The sequence below is a fragment of the Cohnella sp. GbtcB17 genome, assembly GCF_019091135.1.
Lineage (GTDB): Bacteria > Bacillota > Bacilli > Paenibacillales > Paenibacillaceae > Cohnella.
Map to the genome: position 1 here is coordinate 36,353 of NZ_JAGXJW010000053.1, position 25,815 is coordinate 62,167.

The 25,815-nt window shown below is 59.2% G+C and carries 22 protein-coding genes and 1 pseudogene; 20 read left to right on the forward strand and 3 right to left on the reverse strand.

Features of this window, described 5'->3' with window-relative positions; translation table 11 throughout:
• Positions 1 to 108 precede the first annotated feature (108 nt).
• The 11 genes from KVT38_RS25255 (at position 109) to KVT38_RS25305 (ending at position 12,477) form a co-directional block, all read left to right on the forward strand.
• Positions 109 to 1,395, forward strand: coding sequence for an adenylosuccinate synthase (locus KVT38_RS25255; protein WP_217596517.1), 1,287 nt, complete (start codon positions 109 to 111; stop codon positions 1,393 to 1,395).
• A 173-nt stretch (positions 1,396 to 1,568) separates the two neighbouring features.
• Entirely contained in the window at positions 1,569 to 1,988 is a 420-nt protein-coding gene (locus tag KVT38_RS25260; RefSeq protein ID WP_217596518.1) for a GntR family transcriptional regulator, read from the forward strand.
• Positions 1,954 to 2,838, forward strand: coding sequence for an ABC transporter ATP-binding protein (locus KVT38_RS25265; RefSeq protein ID WP_217596519.1), 885 nt, complete (start codon positions 1,954 to 1,956; stop codon positions 2,836 to 2,838). The genes KVT38_RS25260 and KVT38_RS25265 overlap by 35 nt, the downstream gene beginning before the upstream one ends.
• On the forward strand, positions 2,828 to 3,889 hold the full coding sequence (locus KVT38_RS25270) for an ABC transporter permease subunit (protein WP_217596520.1): 1,062 nt from the start codon (positions 2,828 to 2,830) through the stop codon (positions 3,887 to 3,889). The genes KVT38_RS25265 and KVT38_RS25270 overlap by 11 nt, the downstream gene beginning before the upstream one ends.
• A 413-nt stretch (positions 3,890 to 4,302) precedes the next feature.
• Entirely contained in the window at positions 4,303 to 5,061 is a 759-nt protein-coding gene (locus KVT38_RS25275) for a hypothetical protein (RefSeq protein ID WP_217596521.1), read from the forward strand.
• A gap of 126 nt (positions 5,062 to 5,187) precedes the next feature.
• Positions 5,188 to 6,699, forward strand: coding sequence for a M23 family metallopeptidase (locus tag KVT38_RS25280; RefSeq protein WP_217596522.1), 1,512 nt, complete (start codon positions 5,188 to 5,190; stop codon positions 6,697 to 6,699).
• 150 nt (positions 6,700 to 6,849) lie between these two features.
• Entirely contained in the window at positions 6,850 to 7,590 is a 741-nt protein-coding gene (yycF, locus tag KVT38_RS25285) for a response regulator YycF (protein WP_217596523.1), read from the forward strand.
• Positions 7,587 to 9,419: an ATP-binding protein gene (locus KVT38_RS25290; protein WP_217596524.1), complete on the forward strand. Its 1,833-nt coding sequence runs from the start codon at positions 7,587 to 7,589 to the stop codon at positions 9,417 to 9,419. The genes yycF and KVT38_RS25290 overlap by 4 nt, the downstream gene beginning before the upstream one ends.
• A complete protein-coding gene (locus KVT38_RS25295; RefSeq protein ID WP_217596525.1) occupies positions 9,416 to 10,711 on the forward strand; it encodes a YycH family regulatory protein in 1,296 nt (431 codons plus the stop codon). Before KVT38_RS25290 ends, KVT38_RS25295 begins: the two co-directional genes overlap by 4 nt.
• Before the next feature lie 42 nt (positions 10,712 to 10,753).
• Positions 10,754 to 11,524 (forward strand): two-component system regulatory protein YycI, encoded by a 771-nt coding sequence (gene yycI, locus KVT38_RS25300; protein WP_217596526.1) that lies wholly within the window; start codon positions 10,754 to 10,756, stop codon positions 11,522 to 11,524.
• A 146-nt stretch (positions 11,525 to 11,670) separates the two neighbouring features.
• Positions 11,671 to 12,477 (forward strand): MBL fold metallo-hydrolase, encoded by an 807-nt coding sequence (locus KVT38_RS25305; protein WP_217596527.1) that lies wholly within the window; start codon positions 11,671 to 11,673, stop codon positions 12,475 to 12,477.
• Between the two features lie 5 nt (positions 12,478 to 12,482).
• On the opposite strand, the gene KVT38_RS25310 is transcribed toward KVT38_RS25305, so the two are convergent.
• On the reverse strand, positions 12,483 to 12,680 hold the full coding sequence (locus KVT38_RS25310) for a hypothetical protein (RefSeq protein WP_217596528.1): 198 nt from the start codon (positions 12,678 to 12,680) through the stop codon (positions 12,483 to 12,485).
• 142 nt (positions 12,681 to 12,822) lie between these two features.
• Between KVT38_RS25310 and KVT38_RS25315 the strand changes: the two genes are divergently transcribed.
• From KVT38_RS25315 to KVT38_RS25325, 4 genes and pseudogenes are all read left to right on the forward strand, one after another.
• Complete coding sequence (locus KVT38_RS25315; protein WP_217596529.1) at positions 12,823 to 14,133, forward strand: S1C family serine protease; 1,311 nt, start codon at positions 12,823 to 12,825, stop codon at positions 14,131 to 14,133.
• 41 nt (positions 14,134 to 14,174) lie between these two features.
• Positions 14,175 to 14,342, forward strand: coding sequence for a CxxH/CxxC protein (locus tag KVT38_RS25320; protein ID WP_217596530.1), 168 nt, complete (start codon positions 14,175 to 14,177; stop codon positions 14,340 to 14,342).
• A gap of 472 nt (positions 14,343 to 14,814) precedes the next feature.
• A pseudogene (locus tag KVT38_RS35630) lies at positions 14,815 to 14,955 on the forward strand (transposase); the annotation flags it as partial.
• Between the two features lie 87 nt (positions 14,956 to 15,042).
• Complete coding sequence (locus KVT38_RS25325; protein ID WP_254639537.1) at positions 15,043 to 15,717, forward strand: hypothetical protein; 675 nt, start codon at positions 15,043 to 15,045, stop codon at positions 15,715 to 15,717.
• 267 nt (positions 15,718 to 15,984) lie between these two features.
• Here KVT38_RS25325 and KVT38_RS25330 read toward each other — a convergent pair whose 3' ends face one another.
• Both KVT38_RS25330 and KVT38_RS25335 read right to left on the reverse strand, forming a co-directional pair.
• Positions 15,985 to 17,454 carry a magnesium transporter CorA family protein gene (locus KVT38_RS25330; RefSeq protein WP_217596532.1) on the reverse strand — a complete coding sequence of 490 codons (1,470 nt, stop codon included), beginning with the start codon at positions 17,452 to 17,454 and terminating at the stop codon, positions 15,985 to 15,987.
• Positions 17,451 to 18,158, reverse strand: a complete 708-nt coding sequence (locus KVT38_RS25335) for a TrkA C-terminal domain-containing protein (RefSeq protein WP_217596533.1) — start codon at positions 18,156 to 18,158, stop codon at positions 17,451 to 17,453. The genes KVT38_RS25330 and KVT38_RS25335 overlap by 4 nt, the downstream gene beginning before the upstream one ends.
• A 463-nt stretch (positions 18,159 to 18,621) precedes the next feature.
• Between KVT38_RS25335 and KVT38_RS25340 the strand changes: the two genes are divergently transcribed.
• The 5 genes from KVT38_RS25340 to KVT38_RS25360 all read left to right on the forward strand — a co-directional run.
• The gene (locus KVT38_RS25340; RefSeq protein WP_217596534.1) at positions 18,622 to 20,367 is read left to right on the forward strand and encodes an ABC transporter ATP-binding protein; all 1,746 of its coding nucleotides are present in this window, start codon (positions 18,622 to 18,624) and stop codon (positions 20,365 to 20,367) included.
• A 30-nt stretch (positions 20,368 to 20,397) separates the two neighbouring features.
• A complete protein-coding gene (locus tag KVT38_RS25345) occupies positions 20,398 to 22,443 on the forward strand; it encodes an ABC transporter ATP-binding protein (RefSeq protein ID WP_217596535.1) in 2,046 nt (681 codons plus the stop codon).
• A gap of 61 nt (positions 22,444 to 22,504) precedes the next feature.
• The gene (locus tag KVT38_RS25350) at positions 22,505 to 23,089 is read left to right on the forward strand and encodes a GNAT family N-acetyltransferase (protein ID WP_254639538.1); all 585 of its coding nucleotides are present in this window, start codon (positions 22,505 to 22,507) and stop codon (positions 23,087 to 23,089) included.
• Positions 23,090 to 23,246: 157 nt separating this feature from the next.
• Positions 23,247 to 24,122, forward strand: coding sequence for an undecaprenyl-diphosphate phosphatase (locus tag KVT38_RS25355; protein ID WP_217596536.1), 876 nt, complete (start codon positions 23,247 to 23,249; stop codon positions 24,120 to 24,122).
• Between the two features lie 389 nt (positions 24,123 to 24,511).
• Positions 24,512 to 25,815 (forward strand): DEAD/DEAH box helicase (locus KVT38_RS25360; RefSeq protein WP_217596537.1); only part of this gene is annotated, 1,304 nt, incomplete at its 3' end.

Sequence of the window (25,815 nt, forward strand, 5' to 3'; positions counted from 1 at the left end):
GTTGTCGCGTGCGCTTAAACTTAGCGCCCCCGGCATCCTCGCATCCGTGCGGGCGGCACTTATCATGCCGGCTGGCCAAGCGCCGATACGCCGGATGGAGGGATTGCATTGTCTACAGTAGTTGTTGTAGGGACGCAGTGGGGAGACGAAGGCAAAGGCAAGATCACGGACTTCCTGGCGGAAAAGGCAGACGTCGTCGCCCGCTATCAGGGAGGCAACAATGCCGGACATACGATCCTCATTCAGAACAAAAAGTATAAGCTGACCATGATTCCTTCGGGCATTTTCAACGAGAACAAGGTATGCGTCATCGGCAACGGCATGGTCATCAACCCGGCCGCGCTGGTGGAGGAGCTCCAATATATCCGCGACAACGGCTTCAGCACGGACAACCTGCGCATCAGCGACCGCGCGCACGTCATCATGCCGTACCATCTCGTCCTAGACGGCCTCGAAGAAGACCGCAAGGCGGACAACAAGATCGGCACGACGCGCAAGGGCATCGGTCCGTGCTACATGGACAAGGCTGCGCGCAACGGCATTCGCATCGCCGACCTGATGGATGCCGAAGAGTTCACGCTCAAGACGCGTCGTCTCGTCGAGGAGAAGAACCAGGTCATCGAGCAAATGTACGGCGGCGACAAGCTCGACGCCGAGCAGATCATCGCCGATTATCTCAAGCTCGCCGAAGAGCTCCGTCCGCTCGTGACCGACACGTCCGTCGTCCTGAACGATGCCATCGATGCCGGTCAGAAGGTGCTGTTCGAAGGTGCGCAAGGTGTCATGCTCGACATCGACCAAGGCACGTATCCGTTCGTGACGAGCTCTAATCCGTCCGCGGGCGGCGTCTGCATCGGCTCCGGCGTCGGCCCGTCCAAGATCCAGCAGGTCATCGGCGTCGCCAAGGCGTACACGACCCGCGTCGGAGACGGTCCGTTCCCGACCGAGCTGCATAACGATCTCGGCCAGTGGATCCGCGACAAGGGCCACGAATACGGCACCGTCACCGGTCGCCCGCGCCGCGTCGGCTGGTTCGACAGCGTCGTCGTCCGTCACGCCCGCCGCGTGAGCGGCATCACCGGCCTGTCGCTGAACTCGCTCGACGTGCTGAGCGGCCTGGAGACGGTGAAGATCTGCACCGCCTACAACTACCGCGGCCAGCTCATCGAGCACTATCCGGCCAACCTCAAGATGCTCGCCGAGTGCGAAGCCGTCTACGAGGAGCTCCCGGGCTGGAGCGAAGATATCACCGGCGCCAAGACGCTCGAGGATCTGCCTGAGAATACCCGCCGCTACGTGCAGCGCGTCTCCGAGCTGACCGGCATCCCGATCGCGATCTTCTCCGTCGGCCGCAACCGCGAGCAGACGAACCAGGTCGCCGAGATTTACGTTTAATCGTCAGCCCCAATCTTCATAACTCGTCTCCTATCAGAGCTCTCTCGCCGACCCTTGCGGAACGGCGGGAGAGCTTTTTGATTGGCGGAAAAAAGGTGTGCATGTAAATTCCTGTAACTGTATAATGTGTACTAGTTAAAGTGGTACACCTGAAGGAGTTGACCGCTTGGCCTATGATACGCATCGATGAGAGAAGTCCGACGCCGATCTACGAACAGATCGTGGAGCGCATCAAAGCGCTGGTCGCAAAAGGCGCCCTGGCGGAAGGCGATCGTATCCCTTCGGTACGGGAGCTGTCGGCGACGCTGCTCGTCAATCACAACACGGTGGCCAAGTCGTATCAAGAGCTCGAACGCCAAGGCGTTATTGTGTCGCTGCGGGGCAAGGGCGCATTCGTGGCCAAGGCTGCGGAGGAGCCGGGCATGGAGCGGGAGCGCTTGCTGCGTCTAAGGAATGAACTGCGCCGAATCGCGGTCGAGGCGCATCACTTGGGCATCGGAAGCGAGAGGCTGCAGGCCTGGCTGCAGGAAGCAATCAGGGAATACGGGAGGGATCGGGATGCTGGAAGCATGCCATCTGCGCAAGAAGATTGACGACAGGCCGGTGCTATCGAACGTCAGCTTTGAGCTCGGGGGAGGCCGGGTAGCCGGCTTGATCGGTCGGAACGGGGCGGGCAAAACGACGCTTCTCAAGGTGATGTCGGGCATCCTTGATCCCGACGGCGGAGAGGTGCTGTTCGAAGGGCGATCCGTCCATCAGGAACCGGAGGTCAAGCGAGAACTGGTGTTCATTCCGGATACGCCGGAGGCTTGGTTCGGGTACACGGGATGGGGGGCCGCATACATGTTCGGTCAGATTTATCCCCGCTTCGACCCCTTGTACTTCAAAGAGACGATGATAAGGTTCGGCCTGCCGCTCGATCGCAACATTCGTCATTTCTCCAAAGGCATGCGGATGATGTTCAGCACCGCGCTGGGCTTGTCTACGCGTGCGAAGCTCGTGCTGCTGGACGAGCCGACCAACGGCATCGATCCGATTGCAAAAAAACAGGTGCTCACCCTGCTCATGGAGGCGTCGGCGGACGGTATGTCGCTTATTGTCTCGTCACATCTGCTGGAGGAGCTGGAGCGGATGACCGATACGATTCTGCTTATGAGATCGGGCAGCGTGGAGACGCATGCCTCGGAGGGCGTCGCCGACGGCATCGTGTCGAAGCTGCAGGTTGTCTTCCAGGGCGAGGCGCCCGAAGCGTGGCTGCGATCGCCCGACGTGCGGGTGCTCGACCATATCGGACGCGTCTATACGCTGCTGTTGAACGGCGCTCCCGGCAGTGTCGCGGTCGCCGAGTTGGAGGCGATGAATCCGCTGCTGGTTGAGCCACTGGCCGTGCGGCTCGAAGATTTGTACGTGTGGAAGCTTGGAGGCGAACCGAATGAGGATTAAAGCGAATGCCTGGCTTCATAGCATGCGGCCGCTCTTCGGCAGAGAATATGCGCAAGCGTGGCTATTCATCTTTGCGGTGCCGATCGTACACTTTCTGACGCTGGGATTGCAGCGCATGAACCGCTGGTCATGGAGCGTGGATACGCCCCGAATGGTGAAGGTCTCGGTGCAGAATGGTCACAGTGTATACAGCTATATTTACAACTATGGCATTCACGAAGTGGCAGGACGATTTTGGCTGTTGCTGGCCGCCTTCGTGCTAGCGCTCGTACAGCTCGGCGTGGAGCGTCGCAACGGATCGCAGGAGCTGCTGTTCTCTCTCCCGTACGCGCGCGGCCGCATCTTTTTAGCCAAGTGGCTCCTCGGCGCTGCATTGTTCGGAGGCTCGCTTCTGCTCAATACGCTGATTGACGCCATCGTCGTGGCTGCCTCGCCCGCTTCGCACTACTGGCGTCTCGAATACTTTTCCGTTCAGTTCGGCTATTCGTTGCTTGTCGTGTTGGCCGGCTACTCGTTTGCGCTCCTCATCGGAGCGTTTACGGGAAGTGTCGCATCACAGACGATTTTAACCTGGGCGTTGGTCGCGTTTCCGAGCATATTCATCGAACTGTTCGACTTTTCGTTGCAGGCGCACGGAATCTTTATGTCTCGACAAGGCGGGTCCGAAACCTATTCGCCGCTCATGTGGGGGGATCTTCTGCGGGCATGGTTTAACTTTTTTAGTTATACGTCCGTGCGGTACGAGGCGATCATATGGTCTCAAGCACAGTCGTTGCTGGTCATCATCATCGCGAGCTTTGCCGGGGGCCTCTTTGCTTACAAGCGCAATCCGACGGAGAATAACGGCAAGCTGATGTTGTTTAAAAGGGGTGAGTCGGTATTGCGGTGGGGCTTCATCCTCTACGTTTCCATGTTGGCGGGCACGCTCGGTATGACATGGGTCGGCCTTAGCGCGGGCGACCGGGTCGGCTATGACATCGGCTTCGTCGTCGGCTGCGTGTTGAGCATATGGATCATTCGCGCGCTGCTGCGAATGCGATTCAAATACTAGGCAGATGCGCGGAGGACGCTATATCACCGAATACTCGATTTTACGCTTTTGAACGATATCCCCTTCGGTCAGGATACGGGTTTCCGTAGCTGGGCGCAGGGGATTTTTTGAATGACGGGCGATCGGCGTAGGTACGTTCGGTGGTACAGACGGTGGGTCCCTGGTTGAAGGGGATACTGTTAAAAGGTGCGAGAAACCCTGTTCCTGATCGAGGGGGATACCGTTCAAACGCTGCAAAGGGGCTGTTCCTGACCGAAGGGGATACCGTTCAAACGCTGCAAGGGGGCAGTTCCTGACCGAAGGGGATACGGTTTAAACGCGTTGCCTCGCTATTATTTGTCCCCGACGGAATGCCTGTCCCGCGTGTTGCCCATACTGATGCTATGAAACTTCATAGAGTAGGAGGGCGCATCATGTGGAAGTGGTTCGGCTGGGCGGGACAATTGATCGGGGCGGCGCTGCTCGTCAGTTTCCTGAGCATATGGACGACGGGCTATATCGTGACGAGCTATGTGCAAACAGCGTTAAAGGATTATGGCATTACGCTGGATGAGCAGCCGTTCGCGATGAGCGGCGTGTGGGGCAAACTGTGGGGAGCGGACGGCGATAAGAGTGCGGCGCAGGGGGAAACGGAGGCGCAAGCCGGCGGAGAGACCGACGCGCAGGCGGTCGTTACGTCGCCGGCGCCGACAGAGACGCCCGAAGCCAGTGAGGAAACGGCACGGCGCGACGAGGACGCGACAGCCTCGCCCGTTACGGGAGCGGCTGTCGGGGGCGATGCGGCTACGCCAACGCCTGGCGACAACACGGAGAGCGTGCCGTCGCCGGAGCCGGGACCGGAGCCCAGCGGCTCGGTGACGAACGGGCAAGCGGCGGGAGCGACGGACGGTACGGGTGATGGCGGCTCGCAAGGCGACGGTGCGTTGCCTGTATGGAATGGCGACGAAGGCGCCTCGGCCGTCTCCGGACTGACGGATGAGGAGAAGCAGCAGATTTACTCCGTCGTCGTCAGCAAGCTGAGCAGCGATCAGCTGTCCCAATTGACGGATTTGATCCGCAATGGCTTGACCGACGAGGAAATGCCCCGGCTGGAGGCGCTGCTGAAACCCATATTAAGCGACGAAGAGTATGCGACGATGATGGAAGCGTTGAAGGTGCCGCAGGCGCAGTAGCCTTTTAGATGAGAGAATTCTAAGCCCCGTTTCATTGATAGCCCGATAGACGCTATGCTACAGTGTTGAAGATGTCGCTTTTTGTAAAGCGGCAATCTATCTTACATAGCGATCAAGGAGTTATCTATGAATAACGGCAGCAGAAGCAAGCGGATCGCGGGAGCCGTCAAAGGAGCGGCCGCCTGGATCAGGCGCCGGGCGGGACGCAAGACCGCGATCGCCGTTTGCGCGGCGGTCGTCGCGGCAGGCGGAGGCACGGTGCTCGTCAAGCAGCATATCGAGGCCCATACGTTGTCTTATACGGAAGTATGGATCGGCGGCGAGCATATTGGGGACGTCGGCGACCGAAATGTCATCGAACGCAGCATCGCCGTAAAGGCAAAAGAGCTGGCACAGGCCGGCGGCGATATTTTGTATGAAATTGATCATGGGCAGGTCGCTTACAAGGAAGCCGAAGCCTACGGTAAGCAGCTGGACGACGCGGCGGTCGCAGCCGAGGTTGGGGGCAAGCTGAAGACGCATCCGACCGGCGTCAAGCTGATCGTCGACGGCAAGTCGATCGCGGTCGTCCGGGACAAGGCGACGGCCGAGCGTGTGCTGGAGCAGATCAAGGCGCATTATGCGCCGGCACCTCCGGCAGCAGACACCAACGCTGCCAACAATGCGAAGAAGCCGGCCGCCAAGGAGGTCCGGTCGCTGTCCTTCAGCGCACAAGCATCGGCTGCCGAAGCGCCAGCGGCCGACGCCAGCGCGACCTTTGAGGAGACGGTCGCTATCGCGGAGCCGACCGAGATCGATGCCAGCCAAGTCGAAGACGATGAGGCGCTCGTCAAGCGGCTGATCGCGGGACATACCGTGCAGCGCGTCTACACGGTCAAGGCCGGCGATTGCATTGGCTGCATCGCGGACGAGCAGCAGGTGTCCGAAGATCTCATTTACCAGAATAATCCCTGGATCGAGAACGACAAGATCAAGATCGGCGACCAGCTGAACCTAACCGTTCAGGAGCCGCTCCTTAACGTCCGATCGGAAGAGACCGTGACGCAGACGGAGACGATCGAAGCGACGCTCGAGATTCGCAAGACGGATGAACTTAAAGCGGGCATATCGAAGATCGTCAGACCCGGGTCCGACGGCAAGCGGATCGTCACCTACAAGCTGCTTCGGCGCAACGGGCTCGTCATCGAAGAAGAGCAGGTATCGACCAAGGTCGTGACGCCCGCCCTCTCGACCGTCATGCTGAAGGGCACGAAGGTGACGCCGAGCGAAGGCTCGGGCAAGTTCATCTGGCCGGTATCGGGCCATAGGATCACGAGCTACTACGGCAAGCGTTGGGGAAGGCTGCACAAAGGCTTCGACATGGTCGGCTCCAGCAGCGTGAAGGCCGCCGACAACGGCGTCGTCGAGCTCGCGGACGACAGCATGAGCGGTTACGGCAACGCCATCATTATCAATCATAACAATGGCTACAAAACGCTGTACGGCCACCTGAGCAAGATTAACGTCAAGGCCGGTCAAGTGGTCGAGCAAGGCGAAGCCATCGGCGTGATGGGCAACACAGGCCATTCCTTCGGCACACATTTGCACTTCGAAGTCTACTTAAACGGCAAGCTGAAAAATCCCGCGGATTATTTGTAAACATTTACCCATGCCAACGCCCTCTGAAACGCGCTTTCAGAGGGCGTTCTCTGTTGGGCAGAAACCTGGGGTATGTTAAAATAAGGCTAATCATAGCCGCCGGACGATTGAGATCCGAGGAAGCGGCACAGAGATACGGGAGGCCAACGCATGCCGGGCAAAATTCTGGTCGTGGACGACGAGCGGCCAATCGCCGATATATTGAAGTTCAACCTGGAAAAAGAGGGCTACGAGGTCATCTGCGCCTTTGACGGCGGGGAAGCCGTGCAGCTCGCGTTCGAGCACGATCCGGACTTGATTCTCCTCGACCTGATGCTGCCGGTCAAGGATGGCATGGACGTCTGCCGCGAGGTGCGCAGCCGGCTGTCGACGCCGATCATCATGCTGACGGCCAAGGATACCGAGCTGGACAAGGTGCTCGGTCTCGAACTCGGCGCGGACGACTACGTGACCAAGCCGTTCGGCACGCGGGAGCTGCTCGCTCGCGTTAAGGCGCATTTGCGCCGCCAGCGCAAGCTGGACGAGCCCCGCGGAAGCGCGGAGCAAGAGGCCGAGCCGGAGCGGAATGGCCTCAAGCTGTTCAATCTTTTTATCGATACGGATATGTACGTCGTGTACAAGAACGGCCAGCCGTTGGATCTGACGCATCGCGAGTTCGAGCTCGTGCATTATTTGGCGCGCAACAGCGGCAAGGTCATGACGCGCGAGCACCTGCTGCAGGCCGTGTGGGGCTTCGAGTACTTCGGCGACGTGCGGACGGTGGACGTGACGATCCGGCGGCTCAGAGAGAAGCTCGAGGACGATCCGAGCAAGCCTGAGCTGATCATGACCCGTAGAGGCCTAGGCTACCTGATGCGCAGTCCGAAGATGGCGGGCGGGTACGGGGGATGAAGCTGTTCGCGCCGCTGCGCACGATTCAGGCGAAGCTGATCATGATGGTGCTCCTGCTCATCCTTATCGCGGTGCAGCTGATCGGCGTTTACTTTATCAGCACGTTGAAGAAGTCTCTCAGCGACAGCTTCACTTCAGATATCAATAGGCAGGCGCAGCTGCTCGCCGTGATGCTCGGTTCGGGCGAATTCGCCAAGCAGGACAGCGAGGGCAACCGATCGGACGAAGCCATCGAGTCGCTCAATCAGCTGGTGGGCAGTCTCTTTAGCCAGAATGGCATGGAGACGCAGGTGCTCGACGCCAGCGGGCGCGTGCTCTCCACCTCGCTAGAGTCCCATCAGAGTTACATCGGACGCAAGAATACGTCGCTCCTCGTCAGCCGCTCGCTGCAGGGCATCAGCGACAACACCGGGGAGCTCATCGACGAGGATCATATCCGCAAAAAGGTCATCGCCAAGCCGATTCTTAGCGGCGATAGGGTGATCGGCGCCGTCTACGTCGTGGCCTCCATGTCTGATCTGTACAACACAGTGGAGCGAATCAACCGCATCTTCGTCTCGGGTATGCTGCTCGCGCTCGGATTGACGGCGGTTCTCGGCATTTTGCTGTCGGGCACGATTACTTCCCCGATCAAGGCGCTCACGCTGCAGGTAACCGCCGTAGCCGAAGGCCGCTTCGACGAGCGGGTACCGATTCTGGGCAACGACGAGATCGGGCAGCTCAGCGCAGCGTTTAACGAGATGACCGAGCGGCTGAGCGAGGCTTTGTCCGTCAATGAAGAGGAGAACGAGAAGCTCTCGTCGATCCTCTCGAACATGAACGACGGCGTGCTCGCCACGGACGAGATCGGGCGGGTCATCGTCGCTAATCGCCGAGCCCGGGCGATGCTCGGGCAGGAGACGATCGAAGGATTAACGCTGTCCGAGTGCCTCGCCATCGACAAAGCAGCCATCGCCGGCACGCTCGAAGGCAAGGAGTCGACGCGCCTCATTTCCCGCACGCAGGCCATCAGCGAGGAAGAGCTCGTTCTCCGCGCCTCGCTCACGCCGATCCGGCGCAGGGACAAAGGCGTGGTCGGCGTCATCGCCGTCCTGCACGACGTCACCGAGGCGGAGAAGCTCGACAACTCGCGGCGCGAGTTCGTCGCGAACGTCTCGCACGAGCTGCGCACGCCGCTCACGACGATCAAGAGTTATACTGAAGCGCTCGACGACGGTGCGCTTGCCGAGCCGCCGCTCGCTGAACGCTTCGTCGGCGTCATTCGCAGCGAGACGGAGCGTATGATCCGGCTCGTGGGCGACCTGCTCCATCTGTCGCGCTTCGACTCCAAGCAGGCGCAGCTTCGGCGCCAGATGACCGACGTCGGCGAGATGATGGAGGATGTCGTCGACCGCTTTTCGCTGCAGCTAAGGCAGAAGGCAATCACCGTCAAGGTCGATGTCGACCCGAATCTGGCCAAAGTATGGATCGATCGCGACGGCATCGACCAGGTGCTCGACAACATCGTGTCCAACGCGATCAAATATACGCTAGACGGCGGATCGGTGCGCTTAACCGCGGGCCCGACCGAGTCGGGTCAGCTCTCGATCGTCGTGCGCGATACGGGCATCGGGATTCCGAAGAAGGATCTGGCGCATATATTCGACCGCTTCTACCGCGTGGACAAGGCGCGCTCGCGCAATATGGGCGGTACCGGTCTCGGCCTGTCGATTGCCCGGGAAATCGTCCGCGCGAACGGCGGCAACATCCTCCTCGATTCCGAGCAAGGGATCGGCACGATCGTGACGATCACGCTTCCGATGGTGCAGGAAGGAAGTGAGTACGCTTGATCGATAAAGTCAAATCCGTCGCGCTCGCGCTGCTCGTTGCCCTCAGTCTGGTGCAGAGCTACTTTCTGGCCTATAGCATGCCGAACCTGGAGACGCAGGTGAAGACCGAGCAGGATTATGTCAAGACCGAAGAGCTCGGACCCAAGGAAAAGGTAGAGAACCTGTTATTCCCGGAGTCGCTCGTCATTCATATGGGACAAGACAAGCACACCGTTTTTTATCCGCACGACACCTTTTACGGGATGGTGCTGGACAAGCTGTCGAGCCGGGAGTTTAAAAGCTTTCAGCGGGCCGAGGGGAGCGCCATCGACTGGGAGCAGGTGCGCCGGCAGGACGAAGGCATCGAGATCCGTTTCGGGCGCGATATCCCTTTTCCGATGCTGCAGCGCGCGTTTAAAGGCATCGACGGCGAGGCGCTCCTCTCCGCGGGCGCGGTCGACCGGATCTGGATCTTCGCGCGTCCGGACAGCGGGGAGGTGCGCAGCTTCTTTCTGAACGCCGATGGCACCGAGGTGTACGAGGCGGCACAGGTGGACCTCACCGCGCAGGACGTCGAGCAGAGCGTCGGCTTCGGCCAATATTGGAAACCGTTCAGTTATTGGGCCAACGGGGTCTACGTGCCGGATCAGTCGCTCGCGCTGAGTCGAGTAGAGGTGAGCTTCACCAAGTATACGGCCGATCAGATGCAGCGCAATCTGTTCATCGATCCGACGACGACGAAGATGATGGAGGACAGCCAGGACGGCGCGCAGATCTATACGGACAATATACGCGGGCTCAAGGTCGAGCAGGGCGGCGGCTGGCTGTCCTACAAGGATCCCGTCGCGCGTACCGAGGGGCGGGACGATCCTGCCGAGAACATCACGTCGGCCGTCCAGTTCGTCAATCAGCACGGCGGCTGGAACGGCAAGTTTCGCCTGACGCAGGTGCCGGGCTCGACCGGGACCGGCGACGCGGACCCGTCGATCCGGTTCCAGCAATATTACGGAGACGTGCCGCTCCTCTCCAAAGGCGAGTTTAGGTTCGGCTATATGCAGCTCGCCGTGCGGCAGGGCGTTGTCAGCTCTTATGAACGGTCCCTGTTCGTACTCGGGGACAAAGTCGGGACGGCGCAGCCGAACAACCTGATTTCAGGCGATCAGCTGCTGGTCAAGATCCGGGAAGCGGCAGGCGGGCAGCAGGTCGAGTCGCTGTTCCCGGCCTACCGCACGACTTTGGCGCAGGACAAGCTGGTGCTGGAGCCGGTGTGGGCGATCCGCATGTCGAGCGGCGAAGTTCGGTTTGCCGACTGATCTTCGCCGCTACGAAAATTTCCTGGGAAGGGGGGAGCGAAGGTGGACTGGGGAAGAGCAAAGACGGTGCTCATCGTCGCTTTTTTTGCGCTGAACATCGTACTCGGATATCAGTTGTGGCTCGAGTGGCGGGAGCGGATCGACACCACGGTCGACTGGACCTCCCTGCCGGCCGAGGCGAGACAGATCATGCAGGAAAAAAATATACGCATCGAGGCCAAGATTCCGACGGAAACGCCGAGCCTCCGAGATATAACGTACAAGCAGCAGGTGCCGACCGGAGCGGTGAAAGACAAGCAAATCGCGATCGAGCCGCCGAGAGAAACGCGTATCGTATTCAGCAACAAGGAGCTGCGGCAGGCGCTGGGGGACGTCATTCCGGAACTTTCGAGATACCAGTTTGATTACTACGGCAGCACGGTGGAAGGGGAATACGCATTCAACCGTACGGTAGAGGGTTTGCCGCTCTTCGACGCCAAGCTGATCCTCTATTACAGCGAGCAAAAAATTCAGGGATACAGCCAGGACCTGATCGAGACGCTGCCTACCGAGGGCGGGCCCGACCAGAAGGTGCTGCCGGCGACCCAGGCGCTCACGAGCCTGATGCTCAAAAAATATTTGCCGGCAGGCGCCGCGGTCAAGGAAGTGCAGCTCGGCTATCACGGGCAAGGCATTTTTAACTCGGATACGCAGGTGGCCGCGCCGACTTGGCGCATCCTGCTTGAAGACGGAGGCATATTTTACGTTAACGCGGCCAGCGGCGAGGTCTCAACGGACAAGGAGACCTCCCTCGAGCCGTTGTCGGAGCCTTAAGGTTCGCGAACGCGCCATGAAGTAGCCATGAAGTAATTAACGCTCGGGGGCTTTAATCTGATAGAATAAATAGAGTGCGCGACTATAAAGATCCTTAGAGAATCATATAGCCTTGCCGGAGAGAAGAGAGAAGGGAAACAAAGCTTATGGGACTTCGCTTCACGGTGCTGTCCAGCGGATCGACGGGCAACGCGACCGTTGTATCCTCAAGCGCGGCGACGGTACTCATCGATGCCGGTCTGAGCGGCAAAAAAATCGAATCGCTTATGCAGGAGCGCGAGGTGTCGGGCAGCGAGCTGGACGCCATCTTCGTGACGCACGAGCATTCTGACCATATTAAAGGTTTGGGCGCTTTCGCCCGCAAATACGGCCTCCCCGTTTACGCGAACGAGAAGACATGGGGAGCCATGAACAAGCATGTCGGCGAGCTGCCGGATGAACAGCGCAAAGTGCTGCCGACCGGCGGCGTGATGGAGCTGTTCGATCTGCGGATCGAATCGTACGCGATCTCTCATGACGCGGAGGAGCCAGTCGGCTATTGCTTCCGCTCGGACGGCGCGAAGCTGACGCTGGCTACCGACCTGGGCTATGTGAGCGACAAGGTCATGAGCCAACTGCTCGAGTCGGACGTGCTTGTGCTGGAGGCCAACCACGATATCAATATGCTCCGAATGGGGCGTTATCCTTGGAACATCAAGCGGCGTATCCTTGGCGACATGGGCCACCTGTCGAACGAAGCGGCCGGCGATACGCTGTGCCGGCTCGTATCCGAAGGCCGCACCAAGCGCGTGTACCTCGCTCATTTGAGCCAGGAGCACAATTTGATGGATTTAGCGAAGCTTACGGTGAATACCGTATTAGAAGATAACGGCGTTTTCTATCAGAAGCACGAGTTTGCGCTGTGCGATACGTATGCGGACCGGCCGACGCCTTGGGACCTGGTGAAGGCGTAGGCTCGTCAGAGCAGATGGCGATCAAGCTCTTCCTCCATCTCTTCCGACTTGAGACGCAGTTCCTCCGCCGTGATAATACCTTTGTCGACCAGCACCTCGATCAGCGTGGTAAGCGCCAGCAGCTGGCGATAACGGTCGTCCTTCAAGTCGGCGAGCTGCGCCGCGAAATCTACGAACGACCAATGGGGAGAAGTAGGTTTCAAACGGTTGTCCTCCTTGCGTGACCAATTGGATTATCGATCGCTCGCTTGCTATGGTTCTGTAAATCTATTACTATTTTAGTCAAATCGCGTGCCGTACATTCCATCTTTTTTGCTTTTATTCGGCCAGCGAGGGAGGCGTCTCATGGGCTTTTTCAAGGACGATTTTTATTCGACAAAAGTGAAGCGGAGCAGCCGGGAGCCGTCGGGCTCCTGGAACCGGCCCAGCCGTTGGGGCCGTCAGAACTCCGCTTTGAAAATAGCGCTCGTCTCTTCGCTGGCCAGCTCCGTGCTGGTTGCATCCCTTTTTTATGTGATCGTCGACCGTCCGAAAAGCAGATCCGTGGCACCGGCTCTATCTTCTAGCGTCTCGGCCGGGTACGATACGAACGAGGCGATCATCTCCGCCGCCGCCAAGGTCGGCCCCGTCGTCGTGAGCGTCATCAATCAGACGCAGGGCGGTTCCGCTAACAACGAAGCGGCGTTTCAAGAAGGCACCAGCCTGGGCTCCGGCGTCATCTTCCTGAAGCAAAAAGGAAAAGCCTATATGATCACGAACGCCCACGTTATCGCGGATAGCGTCAAGCTTCAGGTGGTCCTGTCGAACGGCACCAAAAAAGCTGCGACTGTCGTGGGCAAGGATACGATCACCGACCTGGCCGTCCTGGAGACGGACGACAAGGGGATCAATCAAGTCGCGGATATCGGGGACTCGGGCAAGCTGCGCAAGGGAGAGACCGTCATCGCGGTGGGCAATCCGCTAGGCTTCAGCGACTCGCTCTCCAACGGCATCGTCTCCAACTTGAAGACGACCGTCCCGATCTCGCTTAACCAGGACGGCGTATACGATTGGGAGGAAGAGGTCATCCAGATCTCGGCGCCGATCAATCCGGGCAATAGCGGCGGCGCGCTGGTCAACTTGAACGGCCAAGTCGTCGGCATCAATAGCATGAAGGTCGCAGATACGAGCGTAGAGGGCATCGGGTTCTCCATTCCGATCGACGACGCGATGCCGATCGTCGATCAATTGATGGAGCACGGCAAAATAAAGCGTCCATACCTGGGCGTCTATTCGATGGACCTGTCCATCTATCTGGACAACCAGGCGGGTTCAGAGGACGAGGCGCCATCCGACGATGGCGACGACGAAGCTGCGCCGGATTCGAACGGCGACGACGACGACGTACCAATGGGCGAAGCGCTTGTCGTACCGAACGGCGTGACGGACGGCGTAGTCGTCCTCGAAGCCGTAGGCCCGGCCAAGGCGGCGGGTCTCGCTTTTAACGACATTATCGTAGCGCTCGACGGCCAGCCGATCAGCAGCACCCTCGATTTGCGCAAGTACTTGTATACAAAGACCAAGATCGGGGACACGCTAGATATTACCTATTACCGTGACGGGAAGAAGGGCGAGCTGGGCGTGAAGCTCGTCGAGAAGACCGAGAACGACGGCTAACCATATGAGCCGATCTTGGGCAAGAGGAAGGACATCTCATCATGTATTGCGTATGTAAAGAACACGTGGAGCTCGCCATCGACACCTTCGTCGACGAATACGAGGATGCGCCTGATCTCGTCAATTTGAAGGAGACCAAGTTCTCCGCTTGGGATCCGCCGCAGCACTGCGAATTTTGCAAGGAGCCGGTACACTTCCTCGTCGTCTGAATACGACGCGGAGCGGAGCCCCGGCAATTCAGAGAACGCAAGACGCCCCGGAAGGGGCGCTTCGGCGTTCTCTTTTTTTGTTCCGCGAACCACTGCTCCCCATCGTGTGGCCGTCGACTTCTCGCGCGTGCGGACCAGCTCTCTAACGCGTTTTAACGGTATCCCCTTGAGTCAGGGAGGTTACTTGCGGCACCTTTTAATCGTATCCCCCTCAGTCAGGAGCCCAGTGGGCGTATTGAGTACGTTTTAACGATATCCCCTTCGGTCAGGAAACCCCGGTGGGCGTATTGAGTACGTTTTAACGATATCCCCTTCGGTCAGGTGAAGCTTGTGAGTGGTTCGCGAATTGAAACAAAAAATGTGAGAAATAACAGTAGCCAAGCCAGCCACTTTTTGTTAAAATAAGAACAAATGTTCCCTTAAAATGAGGTGGATTGCTATGAGCGGAAGCCCGTATTCGATTGGAGAAGGAATGCCGATTTATAGCGAGGAAGACTGCGAGGGCGCTCTCTTCATGGCGAAGTGGCCGAACGGGTACAGATGTCCTCGTTGCCTGTATCCGCGTCATTATAGCATTACCTCAAGGGGACGCAAGCTGTTCGAATGCATTTCCTGCGGGCACCAAACTTCGCTGACGGCGGGAACGGTACTCGAAGGCACGCGCACGCCGCTGTGCAAGTGGTTTCAGGCGATGTATCTCATGCAGATCGGCATCAGCGCCAAGCTGTTGTCCGAGCTCATTCAAGTCACCTACAAGACGGCGTGGTTGATGAACCACAAGCTTCGTTATGCGATAGAGCAATGGGATCGGGAGCTTCCGCTGCAAGGTCAGTTGCAACTGCTCGGGGAATTTTACGGGTACGAATACAGCCGTCATTTTAGCAGTATAGCTGCGGATGCTGAGCAAAGGGCGCAGCCCGTCATCGTCGGTGCGTCTGTGGTTGAGTCGTCCGGTACGATGACACATTTGAAGATCAAGCGTTTGGAGCGCGCAGGCAGCCGTCCGGAGGATTCGGGCGAATTGGAACGTTTCTTGCGGAACCATGCTGTTGAGACGGTGGACGATTCTAGCAAGGTAAAGGTTCTCGATCGCCGCAACCGCAGGGAACTTTCGGCGCTGCACGCGATTTGGACCGACGCCGTCAGGTGGCTGGCTCGGACGTTTGGTGGGATCGGCCCGAAGCATTTGCAGGCGTATCTTGACGAGTTTTGTTTCCGCCGCATGTTGCGCAACGAGGCGATGGCGGAATTGATCGATTTGTGCGGCAGAACGGATACGATTATATACCGGGACCTGGTTGGAAAAAGAGTCGGCGTTCAACCGATCACATGGGGCCGCAAGCATGCAAATTCACGTCGAAAAGTCGCGTCATAGTCTTATCGAATGCTGGGCTTAAAGTAGGACACCGTACAAGTCACGTAGGACACCGTACAATTCACGAAAACGATGCTGTACCTAAACGTTTCTCGCTGGAGCGACGGCCGCTCCTGGGTTCCGCTTCCTGAGCGAAGGGGATACGGTTAAAACGCGGGAGAACGAGCCAAGAGGGGCAGCGCCTTCCTTGATCGCCGCAGCGCTGCCCTGACGCGGCGTAAACGCACGTGAGCGCCTGTCAGAGGCAAGGCAGCAGCCGTTTGGCGATCAGCTTCTGAACCGCTTAAGCAGCTCCCGGCCCCATTTCCACAGGATATTGCCGGACAACAGGAAGGCGACGAGCAGGCCGCTGCAGGTGACGGCGAGCGCGATCCACTCGAATGCGGAGTAGCCGGACATTTTGCTCCACTTGATCGGACTCTTCAGATCCTCGATAACCTGGTTCATGCCATAAATCCCGCTGATGACGGTATAGATGGTCAGGACGTTCAGCAAGTAGCTGGAGCGGCGCGAGTTGGCGTTTTCCTGATATTTGAACAGGTCGGTGAGGGTCTGCTTGACGTCCTCGAACAGCTCGTCGTTGCCGTACATTTTGCGTAGCTGAAGAAAAATTTCCCGCCCCTGGGACTGCGAGACGACCTCAAGGAAGTTGTACTTGGCGGAAAATGTCGTGATGTCGCGGATGAGCAGCTCCGTTTTCTCCGAATCTCGTTCCATTTGCACGCGGGAATATGAATTCGACAGCTTGAGCAGGACGATCCGGTGAAACAGATTCAGCAGCAGGCCATAGTAGTATTCGCCGTACATTTTGTTGACGATGGCGTCCGCTTTGCGTTCGGGCAGGCTGTTCAGGCAGCAGAAGCAGCTCTCGTCGGTCTGGTAGTAGGCGTACGGCGCCCATCGCTCAAGTCCGGTGCCTCGGCAATATTCCTCGATATAAGGTACATAGTAGGCGCTGATATACGGATCGCCATTATCGTCGAGACCGTCGAGCCTTGACGCGCGGTAGCGATCGAGTAGAGAGATTTCCGCGTTTTCCGGAAAAGCGTAGCTCGCCATGACGTACATGCGCTCGTCGATCAGGTAGGGCAGCTCCTCAAAGTACGCGCCGTCCATCGGCGTGCGATCGAGGTGCTCGACCATATGAGGCACGATGGCTTGAAAAATGAAGTCTTGAACTTCCTTGTAGGTCTTGCCTTCGTACTCGATGCTCGCAGCGCGATCTTCGCTGTGCGCGTCCTGGAGCGCGCGGAGCCGATCGGCGAATTCGATCGCTTCGGTCAAGGTCGGGTTGTCCTTGAGCAGCTGGACGCGAAGCGTGATGAAGCCGGTGTCGAACGGACAGAGCACCACGTCGACGGCATGCAGCAAGAATGGCGCATCGAAATAGCGCATGCGCAGCACGGCTGTCGAGCCAATCGCTTTGCTCATGCGCTGGAAGCTCTCCTCGTTGTCTTCCGAAGGGAAGAGGACATGGTTCGTAAACGGCAAGTAGTACCGCTCCATGTCCCGATGCGACACGCGATGCTTCGGGCCGTAGAACGCGTTTTCCAGCTCCAGCGCGCTCAGACGGAAGGCGGTGAAGCCTTCCCGCTCCAAGGTGTCTTTAACGTCTTTGTGGCAATCGGTCGTCAGGGAGAAGGGGAACAAAAATTGAAAATTTGCCTCCCGGAGCGGCTGATCCTCCGCATCTCCGCGCTGAAACGGATGTACCGCGTCCATGCGCTCGTTTTTCATAAGGGCGAGACCGCCTGCCTTTCGTCGCGTTCCATGGCTTTCTTCGCCTCAAGCTCGGCGCCGAAGGAACGCTTGATCTGTCTCATGCTCCCGTATACGTAGAGCACGTCGCCCGCCTCCAGCGGCGTCTCCATGCGGCGATCGCGGATGGCGATCGTACCGCGTTTGATCAGGAGAATGTTTACGTCCGGAAGCCGATCGCACAGCTCCTTGACTGTATGTCCGATAGCCTTCGACGACTCGCCGATCGGAATGTCGATGAAGGCGTCCTCCTTTTCCAAGTATAGCACCTCTTGAATCGCGAGCTCGTGAATCGAGAAGGATTGGCGGAAGTCGCCGCGCATACGCTTCTCCAGGAGCTTGCCGACTGCAGGTATGCGCAGCGCGACATAAATCACAAACAGCGCGGCCGATGCAATCGACAGCGGGAACAGATGAAAGTCGGGGGCCAGGATCGCGCTGACGCAGGAGATCATGACGGCGAGCGAGAAGGCGCCGAACAGGATCAGAAAGATGCCGATTCGCCTGCGAACCGGGTGTCCGAGGATCAGCTCGGACTCTTTGGTCGTGAAGCCTGTGCCGGTCAGAAGCGAGATGACCTGAAAGCGTGCGATGGGGTGTTCCAGACCGGTCGACCGCATGAGAATGGCGGAGATCTCGACGACGAGAAACACGATCAGTATGTAGACGATAATAAACCCCATAAGGGCGCCGCCTTTCCCTCAAATCCGCGGTAAGGCCCGCGGTCGCTATACTTCTGTTATACCCTTTGCGCCTGGCGCTTCAAGCGTGGGAACCTATGAATTCGAACCATATTTTTCCGAATACCCCATTGACAGCTTCAGCAGGCCGATGTTAAAGTGGCAAAGTGTCATATACATTTCACATTTTGGAAGGGAGGATTGCGTTCGATGCGTACATTCATGATTGTTCCAGCCGCTGTCGCTCATGCCTTTGGAAGCGAACGTAATCCGTTAAAGCCCGATTAATCCAACGATGGATATCAGGGCGCGCGATTACGTCTCCGTAATCGCGCGCCTTTCTTATTCGCCCGAACGAACGAATGTTCGAAAACCGGGGGCGAATGCATAGAATAGGCGTATCGCTTACGGGCGGTGCGCCTTTTTGCATGCTTGGATGCGATCGGCACAGAAGAGAGGGAAAAAAATGCTTAGCGTACTTATCAAGTTAAAGTGGTTTTTCAGGGAGCATTGGAAGAGGTACACGATCGCGATCGTCCTGCTGGCTATCGCGGGCATCGTGGAGATCATCCCTCCCAAGCTGCTCGGCAATACGATCGACGGCATCCAGCAGGGGACGATGACGCAAGGCGACTTCTATCAAGTCGTCTGGCTGTGGCTCGGGCTGACGGTCGTCAGCTATGGCATCAACTACGTGTGGATGTATCAACTGTTCGGAGGCTCGATGATGCTGGAGCGGCTGCTAAGGACGAAGCTGATCCATCACCTGCTGCGCATGACGCCGACGTTCTACGAGCGCAACCGGACGGGCGACCTGATGGCGCGCGCGACGAACGATCTGTGGGCCATCTCGAACACGGCCGGCTTCGGCATCCTGACGCTGATCGACTCGTCGATCTTCATGGTCACGATCCTGATCATGATGGCGGGCGTGATCAGCTGGAAGCTGACGCTCGCGGCCATGCTGCCGCTGCCGCTCATCGCGCTGGCGATGAAGCATTTCGGCGGCAAGATTCACGATCGCTTCATGAAGGCGCAGGACTCGTTCGGCGAGCTGAACGACCAGGTGCTCGAATCGGTGACCGGCGTTCGCGTCATTCGCGCCTACGTCCAGGAGAAGGCGGACGAAGCGCGGTTTCACGCGAAGACGAACGAGGTGCTGGATCGCAATATCGCGGTCGCCCGCATCGACGCGCTGTTCGAGCCTACGAATAAGGTGCTGATCGGGCTGAGTTATATTATCGGCGTCTGCTACGGCGGTTACCTGGTCTTCCGGAGCGAGATCACGCTCGGGGAGCTCGTATCCTTCAACATCTTCCTCGGGATGCTCATCTGGCCGATGTTCGCCATCGGCGAACTGATCAACATCATGCAGCGCGGCAACGCTTCGCTCGACCGGGTCAACGAGACGCTGGGCTATGTGCCGGACGTCCAGGACCCGCCGCTGCTCGCCGACGTGCCGGCGCCGGATACGCTGGCCTTCAAGGCGGTAACCTTCCGCTATCCGTCATCGGCGGTAGACAATCTGATCGACGTCGGCTTCGAGCTGAAGAGCGGCCAGACGCTAGGCATCGTCGGACGCACCGGCAGCGGCAAGACGACACTGCTCAAGCAGCTGCTGCGGGAATATCCCGCGGGCAGCGGAGAAGTGTCGATCTCCGGCGTGCCGATCCAGGACATCGGTATCGACCGCCTGCTCGCCTGGGTCGGCTACGTGCCGCAGAACCCGATTTTGTTTTCCCGCACGATTCGCGAAAACATCCTGTTCGGCCATGCGGGGGCGACGCCGGAGCAGCTGCAGCATGCGCTTGTTCGGGCCTCCTTTGCCAAAGACATCGCGTTTCTGCCCGACGGGCTGGAGACGCTGGTCGGCGAGAAGGGCGTGGCCCTCTCCGGCGGACAGAAGCAGCGCGTGAGCATCGCCCGTGCGATGATCGCCGATCCGGAGATCCTTATGCTGGACGACGCGTTGTCCGCCGTCGACGCCAGAACGGAGGCCGAGATTATCGAGGGCATCCGCACCGAGCGGGCGGGCAAGACGACGCTCATCGCGACGCACCGGCTGTCCGCGGTCCAGCATGCGGACCTCATCCTCGTGCTGGACGAAGGCTACGTCGTCGAGCGAGGCACGCACGAGGAGCTGCTGGCACACGGCGGCTGGTACAAGGAGCAGTACGACCGTCAGCAGCTTGAAGCGATCGTCGAGGGCTAAGAGAAGAGAAGGAAACGAAGGTGACCAAACATGACAGGCAAGCGTTTATTCCGCTACGCACTGCTGTATAAAAAAACGATCGTCTGGGCGCTCGTGATGTTGGCGCTGGCCGTGTGCGCCGAGCTGCTCGGGCCGCTGCTGGCCAAGCGGATGATCGACCAGAACATTCTGGGCATCGAAAAGACCTGGTACCAGGTCCAGGCCAAGCAAAGCGACGCGGTCCCTTACCAGGGCAATTGGTACGTGAGAAGCGATCATCTCCCGGCCGACGCGGACCGCAGTCCGGCGCTGGCGAGGCGCGTGCTCCAAGAGAAGCGCAGCTACTACTGGATCGACGGGGACCTCGCGTTCGACGGCGCCAGGTCCGTCGCGGACGGAACGATGACCGTGACCGCCAAAGACGGTCGCAGCGCGCAATACGCGGCCACGAAGCTGTCGAAGGGCGAGTTGTACGAATTTTACAAACCCGAGGTGCCGACGCTGCTCACGCTGGCTGCCGCCTACTTCGGCCTGCTGCTGATTGCCGCGGCGTTCACCTACGGGCAGAAGCTGTTGCTTCAGACGTCTGCGAACCGCATCGTACAGCGCATGCGCGAGGACATATTTGCGCATACGCACCGTCTGCCGGTGCAGTACTTCGACAATCTGCCCGCGGGCAAGGTCGTCTCGCGCATTACGAACGACACTGAAGCCGTCCGTGAGCTGTTCGTGGCGGTGCTCGCGAACTTTTTCTCCGGCATCGTCTACATGACTGCGATTCTGGGGGCGCTGTTCCTGCTCGACACGAGCCTTGCGCTCATCGCTCTGCCGCTGATTCCGATGCTGGCGATCTGGATCGTGCTGTACCGCAAATACGCGGGCAAGCTAAACAACGTGATCCGCGCCAAGCTGAGCGATATCAACGGCATGATCAACGAGTCCATTCAAGGGATGACGATCATCCAGGCATTCGGCAGGCAGAAAAAGATGGCTAAAGAATTCGACGAGCTCAATGAGGACTACTTCAATCACCAGACGAAGCTGGTCAGCTTGAACTCGATCACCTCTCACAATCTCGTTAACGTCATACGAAATTTGATCTTCCTGGCCGTTCTCTGGATGTTCTGGGGCGGATCCTTGAGCAGCGCGGTCACAGTCGGCGTGTTGTACGCCTTCATCGACTACATGAACCGGATGTTCCAGCCGATCGTCGGCATCGTCAACCAGCTCTCCAATCTGGAGACGGCGCGGGTGTCCGCGTCGCGCGTATTCGAGCTGTTGGATCAGCCGGGCATCCCTGTCGAGCAGGGCACCGCGCCTCGCAGCGGCGGCGACGTCCGCTTCGAGCACGTGACGTTCGCCTACAAGAAGGGCGAGAACGTGCTGAAGGACGTGAGCTTCCACGCCCGCCAAGGCGAGACGGTCGCGCTCGTCGGCCACACCGGTTCGGGCAAAAGCTCGATTCTGAACCTGCTGTTCCGCTTCTACGATATCGAAGAGGGCAGCATCAAGGTGGACGGCGTGGACGTCCGCGACATCCCGAAGCAGCAACTGCGCGCGCATATGGGCATCGTGCTGCAGGATCCGTTCTTGTTCACGGGGACGATCGCCTCGAACGTGAGTCTCGGCAACCCCGCGATTACGCGCGAGCGGGTGGAGCAGGCACTTCGCGATGTCGGCGCCTACGACATGTTCATGAGCCTGCCCGGCGGACTCGACGAGCCGGTCATCGAGAAGGGATCGACGCTGTCCGCAGGCCAGCGACAGCTGATCTCGTTCGCCAGGGCGCTGGCCTACGATCCTGCGATTCTGATCCTTGACGAGGCGACGGCCAGCATCGACACCGAGACCGAGGCCATCATTCAGGCCGCGCTGGACGTGCTCAAGAAGGGTCGGACGACGTTCGTCATCGCCCACCGGCTGTCCACGATCCGTCAGGCCGATCAGATTCTGGTGCTCGACCACGGGGTCATCGTCGAACGCGGCGACCATGAGCGTCTGATGCGGCTGCAGGGTAAATACTATGCGATGTACCAGCTGCAGGGCGGAGCCTCGGTCGAGACCGATGCCGTCGCTGCGGAGGCAGCTGCGAACTAAAGGCGAGGAAAGAGAACGATGGTACGGATCGGTACGGAAAAGGAAAGCGGCAAAAGAATCCATGGTCCGGATCGAGACGGAAGCGAAAGGCGGAGAAGTAGAAGAGATGGTGCAGATTAGGACGGAAACGAACGGCGATATTGAAGCCGTCAGACAAGTTCACCTGGCCGCCTTCGGCGGACGGGAGGACGAGAGCCGGCTCGCGGACCGCATCCGCGAGTCCGCCGGCTTCGTGCCGGAGTTGTCACTCGTGGCAGAGGCCGACGGCGGGGTCGTGGGCCATATGCTGATCAGCAAGGCGGAGCTCGTGGACGGCCAAGATGCGACGGATACGCTCGTGCTGGCGCCGATCGGCGTACTGCCCGACGCGCAAGGCCGCGGCGTCGGCGGCGCGTTGATCCGGGAGGGCATTCGCCGGGCGGAGCAGCTTGGCTACAAACTGATTTTCCTCATCGGCCATCCGTCCTACTACCCCAAGTTCGGCTTCAAGCCGGCGGTGGATAGCGGGCTCGTCCTGATGCAGTTCGATGTGCCGGACGACGTATTTATGGTGCGGGAGCTGGCCGAAGGCGAACTGGCCCGTCTAGCCGCGACGCGCAAGGAAAAATACGGGGAGCTGAAGTATCCCCAGACGTTTTTCGCCTGACCTTTCAAGCACGGAGCGTGCCAGCACGCTCGAATCCTTTCCCGAAGGGTACTATAGTAGCGGAAGTCTGGGCCCGAGTCCATTAGACAAGGACCCTGCGTTCCCTATAAACTAGACCATAGGAAATCGGAATCGGGAAAGGGAGTAGAGCGTACATATGTCATTCCTCGAAATTCTAAAAGGCATCATCATCGGCATCGTCGAAGGCGTCACGGAATTCGCGCCCGTCTCTTCCACCGGTCATATGATCATCGTCGACGATCTCTGGCTCAAGACGGAGAACTTCCTCGGCTCGGACGCGGCGGTCGCGTTCAAGGTCGTCATTCAGCTCGGCTCGATCCTGGCGGTCGTCGTCCTCTTCTGGCGGCGGTTCATGGATCTGCTCGGGCTCCGGAAACTCAAAGGCAAAGACGCGCGCATCGAAGCGGAGCACGAGGGAACGGGGGAGTGGAGCGGTACCGGCACCGGCCGTCTCAAGCTGATGCAGGTCATCGTGGGCCTAATCCCGGCGGGCATTCTCGGCTTCCTGTTCGACGATACGATCGAAGAGCATCTTTTTTCCACCGAGACGGTGCTTGTGGGCCTCGTCCTTGGCGCGATCCTCATGATCGGCGCGGACCGGCTGGCGCCGAAGGAGCCGAAGACGAAAACGGTGGACCAGATCACCTACAGGCAGGCGCTCATGATCGGCCTGATCCAATGCTTCTCGCTGTGGCCCGGCTTCTCGCGGTCCGGCTCTACGATCTCGGGCGGCGTCCTGCTCGGTCTGAGCCACCGTGCGGCAGCGGATTTTACCTTTATCATGGCCGTGCCGATCATGGCGGGCGCGAGCCTCATCACGCTGCTCAAAAACTACCAGTACATTACGGCGGACATGCTGCCGTTCTACATCGCGGGATTTGTCGCCGCGTTTCTGGTGGCGCTGGTCGCGATTCGGTTCTTCCTGAACCTGATCAACCGGATCAAGCTGGTGCCGTTCGCGATCTACCGGATCGTGCTGGCCGTTGTGCTGGCGCTGGTAATCTGGCTGTAACAGTATACACGGCTGGCCGGGCGTTGTCCGGCGCAGCCGTTTTTTACTGATGCGGGCCGTTTGAACGGTATCCCCTTCGGTCAGGAAAGGGCTGTGCGGCGATCGGATGGGGCGGTCGATGCTCATGCATCCATGCGGCGGCGTTGAGGCTATGCTCAGGCTGTGGCTGGTCCGCGTATTCGATATTGGATACATTTGAACGGTATCCCCCTCGGTCAGGAGCAAAAAGAAGGTTCCTGAGCGAAGGGGATACCGTTAAAACGGGTAAAATAAGGTGCTGGAGCCGTTAAAATTAAGGCCGTTCCGAAATGCGGAAAAGGGCACGTTATGTGGTAGGATAGGATTACGAAAGCGCGGCAGCGGTCCGCGATTATAAATGAGGTGCTATTGTGGCAGAGTTTGGACCATTGGGTGTGGCGGCGCGCGCATCCGAATTATTGCATAGCTTGGGCATCAAGCAGCCGACACCGGTACAGGCGCAGACGATCCCGGTCGCCCTGACGGGCAAGGACGTCATTAGCCAGGCGCAGACGGGCACGGGCAAGACACTCGCCTTCGTGCTGCCGATGCTGGAGCGGATCAAGCCGGAGGTGCCGTATCTGCAAGGCTTGATCGTGACGCCCACCCGCGAGCTCGCGATCCAGATCACGGCCGAGATCAAGAAGCTGCTCCCTGCCTATGAAGGCGTGCGCGTGCTGGCAGTCTACGGCGGACAGGACGTCGAGGCGCAGCTGCACAAGCTGGAAGGCAACATGCATATGATCGTAGCGACGCCTGGACGGCTGCTCGATCATATGCGGCGCGAGACGGTCAGGCTATCCAACGTGCGCATGATGGTGCTCGACGAGGCCGACCAGATGCTGCACATGGGCTTCCTCGGCGAGGTCGAGGAGATCATGTCCAAGACGCCGAAGGACAGGCAGACGATGCTTTTCTCGGCGACGATGCCGGACAAGATCCGGAACCTCGCCGGCCGCTACCTGCGCGATCCGCAGGAAGTGACGGTGAAGGCGAAGCAGGTGACTGTAAAAGATACGGCGCAGCTCGTCATCGAGACGACCGACCGGGCGAAGCAGGCGGCGCTGGTGGCGATGATCGAGGAGACGCAGCCGTATCTAGGCATGGTGTTCTGCCGCACGAAGCGGCGCGCGAGCACGCTGAACGAAGCGCTGCAGGCGATGGGCTACAGCAGCGACGAGCTGCACGGCGATCTGTCGCAGGCGAAGCGGGAGCAGGTCATGAGAAAGTTTCGCGAGGCGAAGCTGCAGCTGCTCGTGGCGACGGACATCGCGGCACGCGGGCTTGATGTCGAAGGCGTGACGCACGTGTATAACTACGACGTGCCGCAGGACGCGGAGAGCTACATCCATCGCATCGGCCGGACAGGCCGTGCGGGTGAGTCGGGTATGGCGATCACGTTCGTGGCGCCGAAGGATCGCGGCGACCTGGGCGTGATCGAGGACGGCATCGGCATGTTCATTGAGCGGCGCAAAATCGGCGCGGCCGGCGGCAGCGTGGCTGCAGAGGGCGCACCGACGGCGAAGACGCGGACGCCGGGCGCGTTCGGCAAGCGCGCGGGCACGGCGGGCGCCGGGGCGCGCGGCGGCGCCACGCGCGGAGCCGGAGGCGGGCGGCGCGGCGAGAGCCGCGCTGACGATCGCGGCGCGCGGGGCGAAGGCCGCGGCGCGGTACG

Bases quoted from the DNA above. Each gene is read 5' to 3' on its own strand.
- KVT38_RS25345 (WP_217596535.1), top strand. From the start codon at position 20,398: ATGACAGGCAAGCGTTTATTCCGCTACGCACTGCTGTATAAAAAAACG.
- KVT38_RS25260 (WP_217596518.1), top strand. From the start codon at position 1,569: ATGATACGCATCGATGAGAGAAGTCCGACGCCGATCTACGAACAGATC.
- yycF (WP_217596523.1), top strand. From the start codon at position 6,850: ATGCCGGGCAAAATTCTGGTCGTGGACGACGAGCGGCCAATCGCCGAT.
- KVT38_RS25340 (WP_217596534.1), top strand. From the start codon at position 18,622: ATGCTTAGCGTACTTATCAAGTTAAAGTGGTTTTTCAGGGAGCATTGG.
- KVT38_RS25270 (WP_217596520.1), top strand. From the start codon at position 2,828: ATGAGGATTAAAGCGAATGCCTGGCTTCATAGCATGCGGCCGCTCTTC.
- KVT38_RS25315 (WP_217596529.1), top strand. From the start codon at position 12,823: ATGGGCTTTTTCAAGGACGATTTTTATTCGACAAAAGTGAAGCGGAGC.
- KVT38_RS25305 (WP_217596527.1), top strand. From the start codon at position 11,671: ATGGGACTTCGCTTCACGGTGCTGTCCAGCGGATCGACGGGCAACGCG.
- KVT38_RS25280 (WP_217596522.1), top strand. From the start codon at position 5,188: ATGAATAACGGCAGCAGAAGCAAGCGGATCGCGGGAGCCGTCAAAGGA.
- KVT38_RS25335 (WP_217596533.1), bottom strand. From the start codon at position 18,158: ATGGGGTTTATTATCGTCTACATACTGATCGTGTTTCTCGTCGTCGAG.
- KVT38_RS25320 (WP_217596530.1), top strand. From the start codon at position 14,175: ATGTATTGCGTATGTAAAGAACACGTGGAGCTCGCCATCGACACCTTC.
- KVT38_RS25290 (WP_217596524.1), top strand. From the start codon at position 7,587: ATGAAGCTGTTCGCGCCGCTGCGCACGATTCAGGCGAAGCTGATCATG.
- KVT38_RS25275 (WP_217596521.1), top strand. From the start codon at position 4,303: ATGTGGAAGTGGTTCGGCTGGGCGGGACAATTGATCGGGGCGGCGCTG.
- KVT38_RS25265 (WP_217596519.1), top strand. From the start codon at position 1,954: ATGCTGGAAGCATGCCATCTGCGCAAGAAGATTGACGACAGGCCGGTG.
- KVT38_RS25350 (WP_254639538.1), top strand. From the start codon at position 22,505: ATGGTCCGGATCGAGACGGAAGCGAAAGGCGGAGAAGTAGAAGAGATG.
- KVT38_RS25330 (WP_217596532.1), bottom strand. From the start codon at position 17,454: ATGAAAAACGAGCGCATGGACGCGGTACATCCGTTTCAGCGCGGAGAT.
- KVT38_RS25355 (WP_217596536.1), top strand. From the start codon at position 23,247: ATGTCATTCCTCGAAATTCTAAAAGGCATCATCATCGGCATCGTCGAA.
- KVT38_RS25325 (WP_254639537.1), top strand. From the start codon at position 15,043: ATGCAGATCGGCATCAGCGCCAAGCTGTTGTCCGAGCTCATTCAAGTC.